The sequence below is a fragment of the Empedobacter sp. R132-2 genome, from assembly GCF_030324375.1.
Lineage (GTDB): Bacteria > Bacteroidota > Bacteroidia > Flavobacteriales > Weeksellaceae > Empedobacter > Empedobacter falsenii_B.
The window spans coordinates 9,678-23,979 of sequence record NZ_JACAGG010000020.1 but is presented as its reverse complement, the minus strand read 5'-3'; the positions used below and the strand labels follow the sequence as shown (position 1 = coordinate 23,979).

The window sequence follows — 14,302 nt, the reverse complement described above, 5'->3', positions numbered from 1 at the left end:
TAAACAAATTTAAAACTCAATTTAGCACGATTATTTTTCAAGATTTTGTTAATAATTTTTCAAGATAAAATTAACCGAAAAATAACCGAATCCATTCAAATAAAAAGCGTATTTTTACAAACTTTTACACCAAAAATTTCTATAATGAAAATTGAAATCTGGTCGGATGTAATGTGTCCGTTCTGTTATATCGGAAAAAAACATTTTGAACAAGCTTTAACGCAAATTCCTTATCAAGATAAAATACAGGTTGAATGGAAAAGTTTTCAGTTAAATCCTGATTTATCAAAAACTGAAATTACTTCTGTCAATGATTATTTAATCAAAACAAAAGGAATTTCGGAAGAACAAGTTTCGGCAATGAATAATCAATTGGCTGAAATGGGAAAAGTTGTTGGAATTGATTTTCAACAACAAAATTCTAAAGTTGTCAATACGGGTGATGCTCACCGATTGATTCATTTTGCGCAAGCGAATGGAAAAGGTTCGGAAGCAGAAGAAAGACTTTTTAAAGCGTATTTTACAGAAGGTAAAAATGTAGCTGATTATGAAGTTTTGGCTGAATTGGGAGAAGAAATTGGTTTGAACAAAACCGAAGTTCTTGAAATGCTAAATTCTGATGCAAATGTTTTTGAAGTTGCTTCGGATATTTTAGATGCGCGTAATATTGGTGTTTCTGGCGTTCCGTTTTTCGTAATTGACCGTAAATATGCACTTTCTGGTGCTCAACCAGTCGAGTATTTCGTTTCTGCTTTGACACAAGCTTACGAAAAAGATCATTTGGACCAACCACAAAATGGTGCTTCTTGTGATGTAGACGGAAATTGTGATTAATACAATTTGCAAATAAATATAGAAAAGGACTTTAATTGAAGTCCTTTTTTTCGTTTTATATTGATTGATAATTTTCTAAAAATTGTACAATTTTTTCTGCTAATTGATTTTTATGAAAAGAGCTTTTCAAAGTTTTATATTCAATATCAGTCAACAGAAGATCATTCGTTCAATTTTAATTTTGGGCGAAGAATTCAACGACCAGCTTTTTGGGAATTAAATCCAAATAAATGGTATAGTAATCCTATTTCTTACACAGAAGGAAATCCTTTTATGCAACCAGCTTTTGTGTATAATTTCGAGTTAAGTTATGGATTCAAAGATTATTTACAAGCAAAAGTTTATTATCAAAATATACAAGATGATTTTGGTCAAATTGCCTTTCATCAAGAACAAGAATTGGATGGAAAATAGAGAAAAAACAAAAAATCTCAGAGCAAAATACTCTGAGATTTTTTTATGTCTAATTCTTCAATGCTTCAAAAATTTTATCTGCTATTTTAGGGTAATTACTTTCGTTTGTTAATATTTTTCGGTCATCGTCATTTGTCAAATAACCGATTTCAATCATAATAATTGGAACTTGTGAATCTCGTAATATTTTCGAATTTGTTTCAACAATTCCTAAGTTTTCAAAACCTAAAGAACTTATACTTGTTCCAATTTTTTCGCCAAGTATTTTACATTCTTCGAAAGTAGGATTCAATGGAGAAAGGTGAATTTCTGTTCCTTTTTTCGAATCTTTTACATTATAATTTGCGTGAATTGATAAAACCAAATCAGGTTTTATTTCATTAATCATTTTCGCACGACTTGTATTGATAATTTGTTCGTCACCTTTTCTCAATAATACAAAATCAATATCTGTAAAAGGATTTTTTTCTTGAATAATTTCTGCAATTTTCAGCGCAATATCTTTTTCCTGAAATTCATCTTTTTTTACGCCAGTATCTGTTCCTCCATGTCCAGCGTCCAAAAGGATTACGCGCTTTGTAGAAAGTGTTTTATTTTCGATAAAATTTGTTTGTGCAAAAAGACTTGTTGTTAAAATTAAACAAAAGATCTGTAATAGTTTTTTCATGGTTGTTCAGATTAAATTGACCAACTTTAAGCAATAATTGTGCTTATTTTTCTAAAAAAATGGTTAAAAAAACTTTTTTTAAAACAAACCTCGCGCTTTTATCTCTAAATATTTATTGATTAAGTTAATAGACAATTCTTGTGGTTCGCAGTAAATCGTTAAAATCCCGAATTGATGCAAACGATTTATGATTAATTCTTTGTCGTAATTAAACTTTTCGGCAATTGTTTGATCGTAAATATCAGTAGTAGTCTTTGCTTTCTGATGATTAAGTTTTTTCAATTCCGAATTTTTAAATAGAATCAAAACGACAACATGCGATTTTTTAATCAATTTCAGATATGGTAATTGACGTTCCAAACCATCAATTGTTTCAAAATTGGTATAAATAAATAAAAGCGATCGTTGCGTTAATTTTCGTTTGATATAGGCATACAATTGTCCAAAATCACTTTCCAAAAAATCAGTTTGTACATTGTATAATTTCTCCAAAATCAATTGCATTTGATGATTTTTTCTATCCGCAACAACGTGATCTTGAATTCTTTTATTAAATGTTATTAAACCTGCTTTTTCATTTTTTTGAAGTGAAATATTTGCGACAACTAAGCTAGAATTGATTGAATAATCCAACAATTTTAAACCATCAAAAGGCATTCGCATCGTTCTCCCTAAGTCAATTAACGAATAAACAGGCTGCGATTTTTCTTCCTGAAATTGATTGACCATCAGTCGATTTGCTTTTGCCGTTGCTTTCCAATTGATTAAACGATATTCGTCACCAATCGTATAATTTTTTATATTTTCAAATTCTGTATTTGTTCCAATTTTTCGAATCCTTTTCATTCCAAATTGATTCTGTAACTGAGCGGTAGAATATAATTGAAACTGTTTTAATTGCAAATAAGAAGGATAACAAGCAATCGAAATTGGTTCGTTTATTTTGATCTTTTTCTCAATCAATCCAAAAACAGAAATAAATACATTTGTTAATCCAAATTTATATGAACCTCGTTCTGTTGGTCGAATTTTGAAATCAAATTTAGTATTTTGACTACTTTTAAATCGTTTTCTAAACTGAAAATCTCTTAATTGTAATTGAACAGGAAACTCTTCTATAATCCTTACATTTAGAGGGAATTGATAATGATTTGTTACGAAAAGTTCCAATTCATTTTCATCACCATTTGAAAGTCGTTCTGGATAATTTCGAAGAACTTCAATGGAAGTTTTAGGAATATAAACCAAAAATATTTCGACAATAACACTGACGATAAAGACAAGTGTCAAAATCTTTGCAATAATGTAAATAGGAGATAGAAAAAATGCAATCACATAACAAAATGCAATGAATAATCCCGCATAAAAAAAGCGATTGGTAAGAAATAAGCTTCTGAAAAATTTCATTAACGAGGAATTTCTACGCGATCAATAATTTGCTGAATAATATGTTGTGTTGTAAAACCTTCCATCTCTTTTTCAGGAACCATCACAACGCGGTGTCCCAAAATTGTATGCGCAATTTGCTTGATATCTTCTGGAATCACAAAATCGCGTCCATTCACCGCTGCATTTGATTTTGCAGCATCTAAAATCGCGATAGAAGCACGTGGCGATGCACCCATATACAAGGTTTGATCGATTCTGGTTTGATGAACAATTGTCGCAATATACGTAATCAACGCTTCGTGTACGAAAACTGATTTTATGCGATCTTGGAACTCAATAATTTCATTTCCTGAAATTACTTTTTCTACCAACGTTTCTTTGTCAATATTTTTGCGTTCTTGTTGTTCTTTCAATAATTCAATTTCACTTTCTAACGAAGGATATTTGACATAAATCTTAAACATAAAACGATCCAATTGTGCTTCTGGTAAGCGATACGTTCCTTCTTGCTCGATTGGATTTTGAGTTGCAAAAACTAGAAAAGGAGCTTGTAAAGGATAAGTTGTTCCATCAACCGTCACTTGTTTTTCTGACATCGATTCGAATAAAGCCGCTTGAGTTTTTGCAGGCGAACGGTTAATCTCATCAATTAAAATAATATTCGAAAAAATTGGTCCTTTTTTGAACTCAAATTCATTGATTTTAGAATTTAAAATAGACGTTCCAATCACATCAGAAGGCATTAAATCTGGCGTAAACTGAATTCTACTAAAACCAGAATCTATCGTTTTTGCCAACAATTTTGCCATCATTGTTTTGGCAACTCCAGGCAAACCTTCTATCAGAGAATGTCCGTTAGAAAGCAAAGCCAAAATTAATTGATCGATAATATCATCTTGTCCGACAATTACCTTTTTCAATTCATTTTTTACAGTTTGCATTTTATGTTGTACATCCGAAAAATCGACTCTATTTTCGAATGGTTGATATGTATTTTCGCTCATTAGATATTTGCTTTTTGTTTATAGTTTTCGATGATTTGATACACAATTTTCAAATCGTGTTCATTTGGTTGATTTTTTTGATAAATATTTTTCAGAATCGTGAATTTTTCAAGACATTCTTCTTGGCTCAAATTTGCTTTTTGTGCAACAATTTCAATGAATTGTTTGTTTGTAATATCGTCTGTTTCGATTAAAAATGTTTTTCTCAATTTGTATAAAAAATAATCGATTTTCTTTGAAACAATGTCTTTTACTTCGCCATTTTCTTGGTATAAAGAGGAAATTGTCTTAGCAAATTCGACGGTATGATTTTCTTCTTTGGTATAAATTGGAATGATGCGTTGTTCGCGTTTGCTTCTAAAAATTAAAAAGAAGAAAAGTAAAACCAATAACGTAATCCAAGCAGCTTTTAGAGCTGGTTCGCTCATTATGAAACGCATCATTGATGAACTTCCTGCATAAGTTTTCGAGGTATTGTACCAAAAAATAGTTTTCCCTTTCAGTGGTTCTAAAACTGATTTAGCATAGAAATAACTGTCCTCATTTAACAAATAATAATTGGTAAAATAAAGCGGTTCTGCGTGATATAAATAATAACCTTTATAATTTTTTGGTTTGATTTTTAAATAATTTGGGTAAGCCTTATCTTTATAAGTAATTGTTCCAAAAATTTCAGAATCATTTGTGATATCGCTAAAATAGTGATGTTCGATTTCTTTTTTCTTCTTTATTTTGAACAATTTATTTGTTCTAAGTTCAAAATTATCATTAATATTTATTGTCTGATTGTACAAGATATTCTCTTCAGATTCCGTAGAATCAGTTGTTGGCGTATCTGTAGAATACGTTTCTTCGTTAATATCTTCTTTTCCATTTGTGTCATCACCAAAATTGTCATAATAATCTGCAATCATCACAATTCCACCATTTTCGGCAATTTTGCTCAATAAATTTTTAGAAACTGTATCAAAATAAATTTCAGAACCGAGCACAACAACTGCATAATCTTTTGCTTTTTTAGGATCAATTTTTAATTCAGAAAGTTTTTCCAAATCTTTCATTTTCCCATTAGATAACTTCCCAAGTTCTTCGTGCATAATAAATAATCCGTACGGATCTTTACTATTTTGATAAAGGCTTACATTCCATGATTTAGGAAGCTTATAACGAAGTTTTGAGAAAGAAAATATAAAAATTCCGATCAATAAAATAGCGCCTAATAGAATACCTAATTTCTTTTTCATGAGGCTAAATATTGGTTAAACTGATTGAAATTTGTCTTGAATTCGTGGTATTTATTTTCATCAATTTTAAATTCTCCAAACCAAACTTGATTGAAAATTTTAGTATTTTGATTGAATAAAATCTTTGATTTTTCGTCTTTTATTTGATTGATAAATTGTTGATTTGTTTTCTTCGGATCCCATTCAATCCAACCTTTTTTATCTAAATTTTGTAGATTTTGATAATGCAAATAACGAATTGCTAAAGCAAAATTTTGTTCTGTTTCTGCTTTATTGATTAATGAATTCAAATTAACTTCGGCTAAATTTTCTTCGATAAAATCAAAATCAGATTCGTCATATAATTTTTTCGAATTTCGTTTAAGAATTCCACCATTTTTGTAAATACGTGTGGCAAGAAAAATTAAGAATAATCCAATTACAAAATAGAAAATGATTTCCCAAGGTAAATAAGAGAGAAATCTAAAAATACCTTCGATTATTTTTGAGAAAAAGCCAGGTTCGAATTCTTTTTTAGGTTTTGGAACATCATTATAATCAAATTCTTTTCCAGCATATTTTTCTTTGAATGCTTTAAATTCTGCTGTTTTTTCTTGTGCAAAAACAACGAATTGAATTAATAATAATGTAAATGTAAAAAATAGTCTAAATTGTTTCATTCGATTCTAAAGTTTGATTGAACGAAAAAGTTTTTTGTCTATTTTTTTGAATCGGATAAATGATGTAATACCAAATAATTAAGATTAATGAAAGGATTATTACCAATAAACTCAATACAATATTAACATCATATAAACGCGTAATAAAACCTTCGATAAATCCAGCTATAATAAACATTGGAACAGTGCTTAATAAAATCATTACCGCTTCTTTTGCTTTGATTGTGAGTGATTTTTTTCGCGATAAAGTTTTTGGAAACATAAAGCCATTTCCAAGCATTAATCCGCAAGCTCCAGCAATAATAATCACCGAAATTTCGATTGTTCCATGCATCCAAATTGCTGACATTGCCTTTCCCAAAACGCCTTCTTTGAAAAACATATAATGAAATGCACCTAACATAATTCCGTTCGAAAATAGAATATATCCTGATCCAATACTGAAAAATAATCCTAATGTAAAAGCAAAAAAAGCAACACGAATATTGTTGATGGTTATAGCTAATGTAGAGCCAGTCTGACTTCCTGATTTGTAAATTGCTGCAGGATCACCTTTTTTGATGTTCATTAACGTTTCGTCTACATATTGATTTCCTAAAATTAATCGTGTAAAATCTGGATCGAAATGCGATGATAAAACGCCAATTAAAACCGCTAAGGCAAAAATTAAGAATGAATACAACAACATTTTGTGATTTTTGTAGACTACATTTGGCACATCTTCTTTGAAAAATTGCACAAATTGATTCCCAGAAGTTCGTTGATCTTTGTAAATTGACTGATGCGCAAATAAAGCTAACTCGTTCAAATAATCTTTTGTCTTACTTTTTGGGTAATAAGTTTGAGCAAACGCCAAATCATTTGTAATTTCGATGTAGTTTTTTGCTAAAATATCTGGATGAACATCAATTTTATTTTTCAAATTATGTTCAATATCAGACCATTTAGACTTATTTTTATCAATAAAATGCGCTTCTCTCATTGTAGAGTAGTTGTTAGTGAACCAAATATATGAATAAACTTTTAGTCAATACACCTCAAAACGTGCAAATTGCTTATAATATTGCACCACTTGGAAAACGTTTGCTTGCGTATATCATCGATATGATTATCCGAATCATATTAGTCTACGGTATGTATTATTTCTCTGAGTTTATTCCGAATAGAGACGAATGGTTTCGTATGGGAATTTATAGTATAATAGGTTTTATATTTTTACTTTATCCGTTGGTTCTCGAGATTTTAATGAAAGGGCAAACAATTGGAAAATGGATTATGAAAATTCGTGTAATACGAATGGACGGAAATCGTGCCAATAATTTTGATTATTTCTTGCGTTGGGTAATTGGAAGTGTCGAATTGTTTTTATTTACTGGACTTATCGCGTTGATAACGATGATTATAAATAAAAATGGTCAACGTTTAGGTGATATTGTTGCGAATACATGTTTGATTGATTTGAATCCGAAATTAGCTTTATCACAAACTATTTTCGCTGAAGTTTCTGAAACCTATAAAATTCGTTTTCCCGAAGTTTATCGCCTGTCTGATCGTGATATTAATATTGTAAAAGAAAATTTTACGTCTGCATTAAACAATAATAATTATGATATTTTATTAAAATTAACGCGAAAACTGGAGGAAATAATGGAGGTGAAAAGTGATGGTTTAGGAAATATTGATTTTATTCAAGTGGTGATTCAGGATCATTATCATTACCACAAAGACAAGTAAACAGTATCTTTGCAAAAAATAAAGAATAAAATGAATTGTCCTTGTTGTTCTGGAAAAGTATATGCAACTTGTTGCGAACCTTTTCATTTGAATATTGAATTGCCAAAAACTCCCGAAGAGTTGATGCGTTCTCGTTACGCTGCTTTTGCAATGGTTTTGCCTGAATATTTAGTTGATACAACACATTCTTCTACGCAAAAAGATAATGATTTTAGTGATATCGAAGATTGGGCAAAATCGAATAAATGGTTAAAGTTAGAAATTGTTTTTGCTAAAGATAATAAAGTTCGATTTAGAGCTTATTACCAAGACAAACAAGGTGAAATCTACGAACATGATGAACTTTCTAGGTTTGTGCAAGAGAATGGCAAATGGTTTTATGTAGATGGCGAGTTTTATTGATTTTTAAAAATAAATTCAGAAAATATTATTTCAAGCGAAGTCTAGAAATTAAAAAAAATGGATATTTTTTTTGAGCAATTACTTTTACAATTCCTTCAATTTATCCTGAATTTCTGTATCATAAATTTCTAAAAAACGTTCGTCATAAGGATAAGTATCTTTGAATCCTTTCTTAATCAAAACTAAGCTTTTATTGTAATTTATTTTTGCAGAATCTTTCCAACTTTATTTTTGAAAGAAAAGTAAAGTATTGAAGCGAGAATTATCACTACAACAATAGTTAAATAGATAAAATAATTAATGTATTTCATTCTATCTAAGATATGTAAACTTTTTGCATAAAAAAACTCAATCCATTGAATTGAGTTTTTTGTTTTCTATTTAAAATATTGTTCTGCTTCTAACACGCTTTCTGGTCGACCTACGTCGATTAAAATTCCGCCAGAATGATCAAAACCAATGATAGATTCAGTTTTCATCAAGTCCATATAAACTTTCATGATAGAAAATTTACCTTTCTCTGTAATTTTATCAAATAGAGTAGGAGAAATAACATGAATTCCACTAAAAGCTAAATCTTTGCAATTGTCTAAAGAATCTACAGCTTTTATTTCTTCTTCTGTTTTCAGATTTCGCCAACCTTTTAATTCATTTTGTTCATTGAAAAATAGTTTACGAGATGAATTTCGATCAGAAACTGCTAACGTTACTAACGCTTTGTTTTCTTGATGTGCTTTGATAAATTTAGCAAGATTTAGATCTGTTAAAATGTCCACATTCATCACCAAAAAATCTTCCTCGAAATTAGCTTTTGCTTTAACCAAACCACCACCAGTTTCAAGAACTTGATCTGTTTCATCTGAAATAGTAATTTCAATTCCGAAATAATTATTATCTTCTAAAAACTCAATGATTTGATCTGCAAAATGATGCACGTTAATCACGATTTCATTAATTCCGAAAGATTTCAAATATTCTATATTTCGTTGCAAAAGAGGTTTTCCATTTACAACTGCTAAAGCTTTGGGATGGTTGTCAGTAAATGGTTTTAAACGAGTCCCAAGACCCGCTGCAAAAATCATTGCTTTCATATTAATACGCCTCGTTTATCCAATTTTTTTCTTCTTGCACAATATGATGTAACGTAACTTGCGCTTCTGGAAATTTCTCTTGAATATGTTTTGCAGTCGCATCAGCAGAATAAACTGATCGATGTTGTCCGCCTGTGCAACCAAAATTAATTTCTAAATTCTCGAAACCTCGTTGCAAATAATCTTCGATCGAAATGTCAATAATTTGAAAAACACCTTCTAAAAAAACTGCAATTTTAGTTTCTGTTTTCAAGTATTTTTTAACCTCTTCGTCGCGCCCTGTTTGTGTTTTATATGCCTGAATTCGACCTGGATTTAGAATTCCACGACAATCAAAAACGAAACCACCACCATTTCCAGTTGGATCGGTTGGAATTCCTTTTTTATACGAAAAACTACGAACGTTGATGTTTAATTTAGCCATTTATTTTATGATTTATGCGTTCTAACGTTTCTGGAAGAACAAGGATTTTTATAATATGTTTTAATTCTGGATAATTTTGTAATATAGGATAATCGATTATTGATTCTAAGTTTTTAAGCCCAAATGAAATACTTTCTAAAAAGTGTTTTTTACGTTCAATAATTCCTCTCAAACCATAGGTTCCTAAAACTTGTAAAAGTCGAGCAACTACACAATATTCGTACGATTGACGAAAATCTATTGGAACTAAAGTTGGAATTTGTTTGGTTAATTCTTGGTAATAAAATTCGTATAATTCTTTTTTAAATTCAAATGGTAAATTGGCTTTTGCTTGCCAAATTAACGAAACCAAATCATAGACAACAGGTCCATATAAACCGCCTTGATAATCGATAAAATAAGGTTCGTTTTGATGAATCATAATGTTGCGCGTTTGGAAATCTCTGAACACAAAACCTTGTGGCGAAAGTTTATCAAATTGAGACGCAAAACGATCAAAATCTTTGATTAATTTTCCTGCATTGTAATCAATTCCTAAGACATCTAAAAAGTAAAAATTAAACTGAAATAAATCTCTTAAAATTAATGTTTTATCTAATTTTGGATACGAAAAAGTATGATTAAAATCGATTTTAGTTGCACCTTGAATTTGAGCAATTGCTAATTTTTCTAATGTCTTAAAATAATAAGGTTTTGCTTTTTCGAAATCATTCAAGACAATATTCATCAGTGTTTCGTCTCCTAAATCTGTTTGAACATAGGTTGCAAAATCTTCTGAAACTGAAACAATTTCTGGAATATTATTGATGACTTTTTTTAAATCTAAAGAGAACTGAATAAATACTTTATTTTCTTCAATATTAGAGCTTTCAGCCAAAATATACGACTGATTTTGATCAAAAAATCTCGAATATACTCGAGCTGAACCTCCTCCTGAAAGTTGAGTTAAACTTTCAATTGCTTTTTGAGTAAAGTTTTCTTGCAAAAATTGAGCTGTAGTATCGTTCATCAGAATATTTTGCGAAAGTTACGCATATCAAAAATGATTTAAAAATATTTGTTTGCTGTAACTTTTTTCAAAATGCTGCATCTATTTAGTAAAAGAGAAACTAATATGAAAAAAATAGCACTTATTATCGCAATGATTTCGTTACAATCATGTATTACAGTAAAAGTTAATGCAGATGTTGATTCGAATAATTTTTATAGAAAAGTGGATAATCCAAATATCAAATCGCAAGGAACTTTTTTTGACAAAGGAGTGGGGGATTCGAAATGGTCGAATTCGAATGGTGATAATTGGACAAAAGCGAAGTTTGAAGATGCTTCTGGAACGAGTTATATCAAGCTAAATGTTTCGAAAAGTTTAACTGCTAATTTTCATTCGAATATTAAATTAGAAGGCGAAATGATTTTTGAAATTGTAGATCAAAATAATGAAGTAGTGTTTAATCGTCAACTTACAAATTCGAAAGAAGAAAATTTTACAGTTGATTTAGCAAAAGGTGATTATCAAGTTCGTTGGAATTCTACGAATGCAACTGGAAGTTATTTTTTGGAATGGAAACAAGATAAATAACATAAATTTTAGCATATTTTTTGGTCGATCGATTACTTTTTTGATGTATTTTTAGAAAGATTTTAAATAAGTAATTATGTCTTTAATAGATGATTTGAAATGGCGTTACGCTACAAAAAAATATGATCCGTCTTTAATTGTTGAAGAAGAAGACGTTAAAAAAATTGTTGAAGCAGCTCGTTTAGCACCAACTTCATCAGGTTTGCAACAGTTCAGAATTTTAGTTATTAAAAATAAAGAATTGCAACAAAAAATTGTTCCAATTGCCTATGTCAGCAAGCGATTGTAGATTGTTCGCATTTATTGGTTTTTGTAGCTTGGGATCGTTATACAGAAGATCGTATTGATGCAATTTACGATTATACAACGGATGAGAGAGATTTGCCAAGAGGTCGTTTTGGTTCGTATACAGATAAATTGAAAGGAATTTATTTGCCTCAAACTTCTGAAGAAAATTTTGCACATACAGCTCGTCAAGCATACATTGGATTAGGTTTTGCTCTTGCTCAAGCAGCAGAATTGAAAATTGATAGTACGCCAATGGAAGGTTTTGATAATGCTGAATTGGATGATTTGCTTGATTTGAAAGAAAAAGGAATGCGAAGCGTTTTAATGCTTCCTTTGGGATACAGAGACAGTGAAGATTGGCTAGCGCCAATGAAAAAAGTTAGAAATCCGATGAAGGATTTTGCTACGAAATTATATGAATAACAAAAAAGCTTTCTCAATTTTGAGAAAGCTTTTTTATTGAATCTATTTTTACAATCCCAACATTTTTGGACCTTGTTCAAAAACAACATCAACTGGAATGTTTTTTGTTTTCAAGACATCTAAATCTTTTTGTAAATCGTCGTGAATAATTCCTTTATCAGCATATAATTTTTTTACACCATCATAATCTCCATTTCCTTGAAGTGTCAAAATTAATTCTGATAAACCATTCATTGCTTTTTCCATTTTAGCTACATTTACTCTGTAACGTCCATTTGTAGTTTTTTCGAAAGCTCCATTTTCAGCAAAATAGTTAAACGCAATCATGTTTGCTTGTCCGTGTGCAGAACTTGCTCCAAAACGAACTGAACGTAAGATTCCAGCCAAGAAAGTCACAAAATAATCTTCTTGTGTTCCTGTCAATTCACCTTTTTTCAACAATTGATTCACCATATACAAACCAAGAATATCAGCTTTTCCTTCTTCTAAAGCTGAATTAGCTTCTTTTAAAGCATCGCGGACAGAACCTTTTTCATTTACTGTATTTTTGATTCCTAAACCATGCGCCACTTCGTGAAACATCACATTAGAAAAGAATGCATCAAATTTGATGTTTTTCTGTTGGCTTTCATCAATCAAAGCAGTTGCAATTGGGGCAAGAATTTTATCAAATTTCGCTTTCATAGCATTTTTTAATTGCAAACGGCGCGTTCCTTTTTCTAGTTGAACTTTTTCATCATTTGGTAAATTAATCGCAATTGTTTTTCCAGCAGCGTTACAATCTCCCGCATAATACACCACATCATACGCATTAAGATCCGAATCAGTTCCAGGAATTTCTTTTTTGTAATTTGCAGAAACAGGTAAATTCTTCTGTAATTCTGGTAAATATTGAACGAATTTTGCCAATTTTTTCGACCATTCAATATCTTTTACTAAAATATATGCAGAATATGAAGTTTTATATCCAAACAATTGATCTTCGTAATTTTCAATCGGACCAACCACCATATCAATATTTGCATTTTTCATATCCATCCAAGCCAAATCACTTGCATAAAAATCATCGCTTATCAAAGCTGCAGCACGTAATTTTAAATATTTTTTAAGCCCAGCATCTTCTGCTAATTCTGATGCTTTTGTTAAATATTCAGCGGCTTTTGATAATTGATTTTTGAAATTTTCGTGGTATGGAATCGAATATAATTTTCCTTCACGATTACGACGAATAATTGAGTAAGGAGATTTACCATCTTTGATATTTGCTTGTTCAAATTCCTCTTTCGTCATATCAATTGGATAGAAAGTTGCACCAGCAGGTTTTGCTCCAATACCGTTTATAAAAGGCGTTTCGTTATTCAATCTATCCCAAGGACCATAGTTTATTTTTGCATATTCTTTGGCTTCACCTTTCGTTTCGTCCATCAAATCTATTTTAGCACCATAAGCTTGTTGCCAAAATAAATCGTCCATAATATCTGCCGTTTTGAACATCAAACGTAAAATCTCTTTTTCGTTTTTTGTTAAATGCGAAATATCTGTTGTTAATGGAACTTGAGCATAATATTGAAAAGCGTAATCTTTTGTCATTTCTATTGAGGTTTGAGTTGATTCTGCTGCTGTTTTTTGAGTTGAACAAGAGCTTAAAACTCCAGCAAAAGCAATCATTCCTAAGAATATTGATGATTTTTTCATTTTGAATGTTTTGGTAAATTTACAACGAAGAATCAAACTAAAAATCATTCTTATTTTTTTTATCCATAAAAATATAATTTAAAATAACCAAGAATCCTGACTCCTAATCCAAAAATTAAAAAGCTTTAGAATGCAATTGTAAGAAGTTAGAGATAGAGCTTTTTTCTTATTCAGATTATCACAAATTTTTGCATTGCTCCCAAGTTTTGATATTAATTCAATTAAAAAATCTCAACTTCTATTGAAATTGAGATTTAATATGGGTGAATGATGGGTCTCGAACCCACGACCTCCGGAACCACAATCCGGCGCTCTAACCAACTGAGCTACAATCACCATTTGGTTTGAATTTCTTTTGAAACTAATTCTAAAGTTTTAGGGTGAATGATGGGTCTCGAACCCACGACCTCCGGAACCACAATCCGGCGCTCTAACCAACTGAGCTACAATCACCA

Annotated in this window: 15 protein-coding genes, 2 tRNA genes and 1 pseudogene; 6 read left to right on the top strand and 12 right to left on the bottom strand. The window is 30.4% G+C overall.

Going from position 1 to position 14,302, the window contains the following annotated elements; all coding sequences use genetic code 11:
* Positions 1-144 precede the first annotated feature (144 nt).
* Positions 145-834: a DsbA family oxidoreductase gene (locus HXZ69_RS10050; RefSeq protein WP_286495857.1), complete on the top strand. Its 690-nt coding sequence runs from the start codon at positions 145-147 to the stop codon at positions 832-834.
* A gap of 60 nt (positions 835-894) precedes the next feature.
* Positions 895-1,248, top strand: coding sequence for a TonB-dependent receptor domain-containing protein (locus tag HXZ69_RS10045; protein ID WP_185144102.1), 354 nt, complete (start codon positions 895-897; stop codon positions 1,246-1,248).
* Positions 1,249-1,297: 49 nt separating this feature from the next.
* On the opposite strand, the gene HXZ69_RS10040 is transcribed toward HXZ69_RS10045, so the two are convergent.
* The 6 genes from HXZ69_RS10040 to HXZ69_RS10015 form a co-directional block, all read right to left on the bottom strand.
* Complete coding sequence (locus tag HXZ69_RS10040; RefSeq protein ID WP_125349084.1) at positions 1,298-1,915, bottom strand: N-acetylmuramoyl-L-alanine amidase; 618 nt, start codon at positions 1,913-1,915, stop codon at positions 1,298-1,300.
* Between the two features lie 78 nt (positions 1,916-1,993).
* Positions 1,994-3,322, bottom strand: coding sequence for a DUF58 domain-containing protein (locus HXZ69_RS10035; protein WP_219034682.1), 1,329 nt, complete (start codon positions 3,320-3,322; stop codon positions 1,994-1,996).
* Positions 3,322-4,308, bottom strand: a complete 987-nt coding sequence (locus HXZ69_RS10030) for an AAA family ATPase (RefSeq protein ID WP_286495856.1) — start codon at positions 4,306-4,308, stop codon at positions 3,322-3,324. The genes HXZ69_RS10035 and HXZ69_RS10030 overlap by 1 nt, the downstream gene beginning before the upstream one ends.
* On the bottom strand, positions 4,308-5,552 hold the full coding sequence (locus HXZ69_RS10025; RefSeq protein ID WP_286495855.1) for a DUF4350 family protein: 1,245 nt from the start codon (positions 5,550-5,552) through the stop codon (positions 4,308-4,310). The genes HXZ69_RS10030 and HXZ69_RS10025 overlap by 1 nt, the downstream gene beginning before the upstream one ends.
* A complete protein-coding gene (locus HXZ69_RS10020; RefSeq protein ID WP_280036848.1) occupies positions 5,549-6,211 on the bottom strand; it encodes a hypothetical protein in 663 nt (220 codons plus the stop codon). Before HXZ69_RS10020 ends, HXZ69_RS10025 begins: the two co-directional genes overlap by 4 nt.
* Positions 6,198-7,193, bottom strand: coding sequence for a stage II sporulation protein M (locus tag HXZ69_RS10015; RefSeq protein ID WP_219034685.1), 996 nt, complete (start codon positions 7,191-7,193; stop codon positions 6,198-6,200). The genes HXZ69_RS10020 and HXZ69_RS10015 overlap by 14 nt, the downstream gene beginning before the upstream one ends.
* Positions 7,194-7,222: 29 nt before the next feature.
* On the opposite strand from HXZ69_RS10015, the gene HXZ69_RS10010 reads away from it, so the two are divergent.
* Both HXZ69_RS10010 and HXZ69_RS10005 read left to right on the top strand, forming a co-directional pair.
* On the top strand, positions 7,223-7,945 hold the full coding sequence (locus HXZ69_RS10010; RefSeq protein WP_219034686.1) for an RDD family protein: 723 nt from the start codon (positions 7,223-7,225) through the stop codon (positions 7,943-7,945).
* Between the two features lie 30 nt (positions 7,946-7,975).
* On the top strand, positions 7,976-8,347 hold the full coding sequence (locus HXZ69_RS10005) for a YchJ family protein (RefSeq protein ID WP_219034687.1): 372 nt from the start codon (positions 7,976-7,978) through the stop codon (positions 8,345-8,347).
* Positions 8,348-8,724: 377 nt separating this feature from the next.
* Here the strand turns inward: HXZ69_RS10005 and HXZ69_RS10000 are convergent, their stop codons facing one another.
* Genes HXZ69_RS10000 through HXZ69_RS09990 form a run of 3 tightly spaced genes read right to left on the bottom strand, consistent with a single transcriptional unit; the run spans position 8,725 to position 10,871 of the window.
* Positions 8,725-9,438, bottom strand: a complete 714-nt coding sequence (locus HXZ69_RS10000; RefSeq protein WP_219034688.1) for a nucleotidyltransferase family protein — start codon at positions 9,436-9,438, stop codon at positions 8,725-8,727.
* 1 nt (position 9,439) lies between these two features.
* Positions 9,440-9,862: a RapZ C-terminal domain-containing protein gene (locus tag HXZ69_RS09995; protein ID WP_219034689.1), complete on the bottom strand. Its 423-nt coding sequence runs from the start codon at positions 9,860-9,862 to the stop codon at positions 9,440-9,442.
* Entirely contained in the window at positions 9,855-10,871 is a 1,017-nt protein-coding gene (locus HXZ69_RS09990; RefSeq protein ID WP_219034690.1) for an aminoglycoside phosphotransferase family protein, read from the bottom strand. Before HXZ69_RS09990 ends, HXZ69_RS09995 begins: the two co-directional genes overlap by 8 nt.
* Positions 10,872-10,976: 105 nt before the next feature.
* Here HXZ69_RS09990 and HXZ69_RS09985 point away from each other — a divergent pair, with 105 nt between their 5' ends.
* Both HXZ69_RS09985 and HXZ69_RS09980 read left to right on the top strand, forming a co-directional pair.
* Positions 10,977-11,441: a hypothetical protein gene (locus tag HXZ69_RS09985; protein WP_147279970.1), complete on the top strand. Its 465-nt coding sequence runs from the start codon at positions 10,977-10,979 to the stop codon at positions 11,439-11,441.
* A 76-nt stretch (positions 11,442-11,517) separates the two neighbouring features.
* Positions 11,518-12,152 (top strand): annotated as a pseudogene (locus tag HXZ69_RS09980) (NAD(P)H-dependent oxidoreductase).
* Between the two features lie 48 nt (positions 12,153-12,200).
* Here HXZ69_RS09980 and HXZ69_RS09975 read toward each other — a convergent pair.
* From HXZ69_RS09975 to HXZ69_RS09965, 3 genes are all read right to left on the bottom strand, one after another.
* The gene (locus HXZ69_RS09975) at positions 12,201-13,847 is read right to left on the bottom strand and encodes a DUF8614 domain-containing protein (protein ID WP_125349098.1); all 1,647 of its coding nucleotides are present in this window, start codon (positions 13,845-13,847) and stop codon (positions 12,201-12,203) included.
* 261 nt (positions 13,848-14,108) lie between these two features.
* Positions 14,109-14,184 (bottom strand) — tRNA-His (locus tag HXZ69_RS09970).
* Between the two features lie 41 nt (positions 14,185-14,225).
* Positions 14,226-14,301 (bottom strand) — tRNA-His (locus HXZ69_RS09965).
* Position 14,302 lies beyond the last annotated feature (1 nt).

Bases quoted from the DNA above. Each gene is read 5' to 3' on its own strand.
- HXZ69_RS10050 (WP_286495857.1), top strand. From the start codon at position 145: ATGAAAATTGAAATCTGGTCGGATGTAATGTGTCCGTTCTGTTATATC.
- HXZ69_RS10040 (WP_125349084.1), bottom strand. From the start codon at position 1,915: ATGAAAAAACTATTACAGATCTTTTGTTTAATTTTAACAACAAGTCTT.
- HXZ69_RS10035 (WP_219034682.1), bottom strand. From the start codon at position 3,322: ATGAAATTTTTCAGAAGCTTATTTCTTACCAATCGCTTTTTTTATGCG.
- HXZ69_RS10030 (WP_286495856.1), bottom strand. From the start codon at position 4,308: ATGAGCGAAAATACATATCAACCATTCGAAAATAGAGTCGATTTTTCG.
- HXZ69_RS10025 (WP_286495855.1), bottom strand. From the start codon at position 5,552: ATGAAAAAGAAATTAGGTATTCTATTAGGCGCTATTTTATTGATCGGA.
- HXZ69_RS10020 (WP_280036848.1), bottom strand. From the start codon at position 6,211: ATGAAACAATTTAGACTATTTTTTACATTTACATTATTATTAATTCAA.
- HXZ69_RS10015 (WP_219034685.1), bottom strand. From the start codon at position 7,193: ATGAGAGAAGCGCATTTTATTGATAAAAATAAGTCTAAATGGTCTGAT.
- HXZ69_RS10010 (WP_219034686.1), top strand. From the start codon at position 7,223: ATGAATAAACTTTTAGTCAATACACCTCAAAACGTGCAAATTGCTTAT.
- HXZ69_RS10005 (WP_219034687.1), top strand. From the start codon at position 7,976: ATGAATTGTCCTTGTTGTTCTGGAAAAGTATATGCAACTTGTTGCGAA.
- HXZ69_RS10000 (WP_219034688.1), bottom strand. From the start codon at position 9,438: ATGAAAGCAATGATTTTTGCAGCGGGTCTTGGGACTCGTTTAAAACCA.
- HXZ69_RS09995 (WP_219034689.1), bottom strand. From the start codon at position 9,862: ATGGCTAAATTAAACATCAACGTTCGTAGTTTTTCGTATAAAAAAGGA.
- HXZ69_RS09990 (WP_219034690.1), bottom strand. From the start codon at position 10,871: ATGAACGATACTACAGCTCAATTTTTGCAAGAAAACTTTACTCAAAAA.
- HXZ69_RS09985 (WP_147279970.1), top strand. From the start codon at position 10,977: ATGAAAAAAATAGCACTTATTATCGCAATGATTTCGTTACAATCATGT.
- HXZ69_RS09975 (WP_125349098.1), bottom strand. From the start codon at position 13,847: ATGAAAAAATCATCAATATTCTTAGGAATGATTGCTTTTGCTGGAGTT.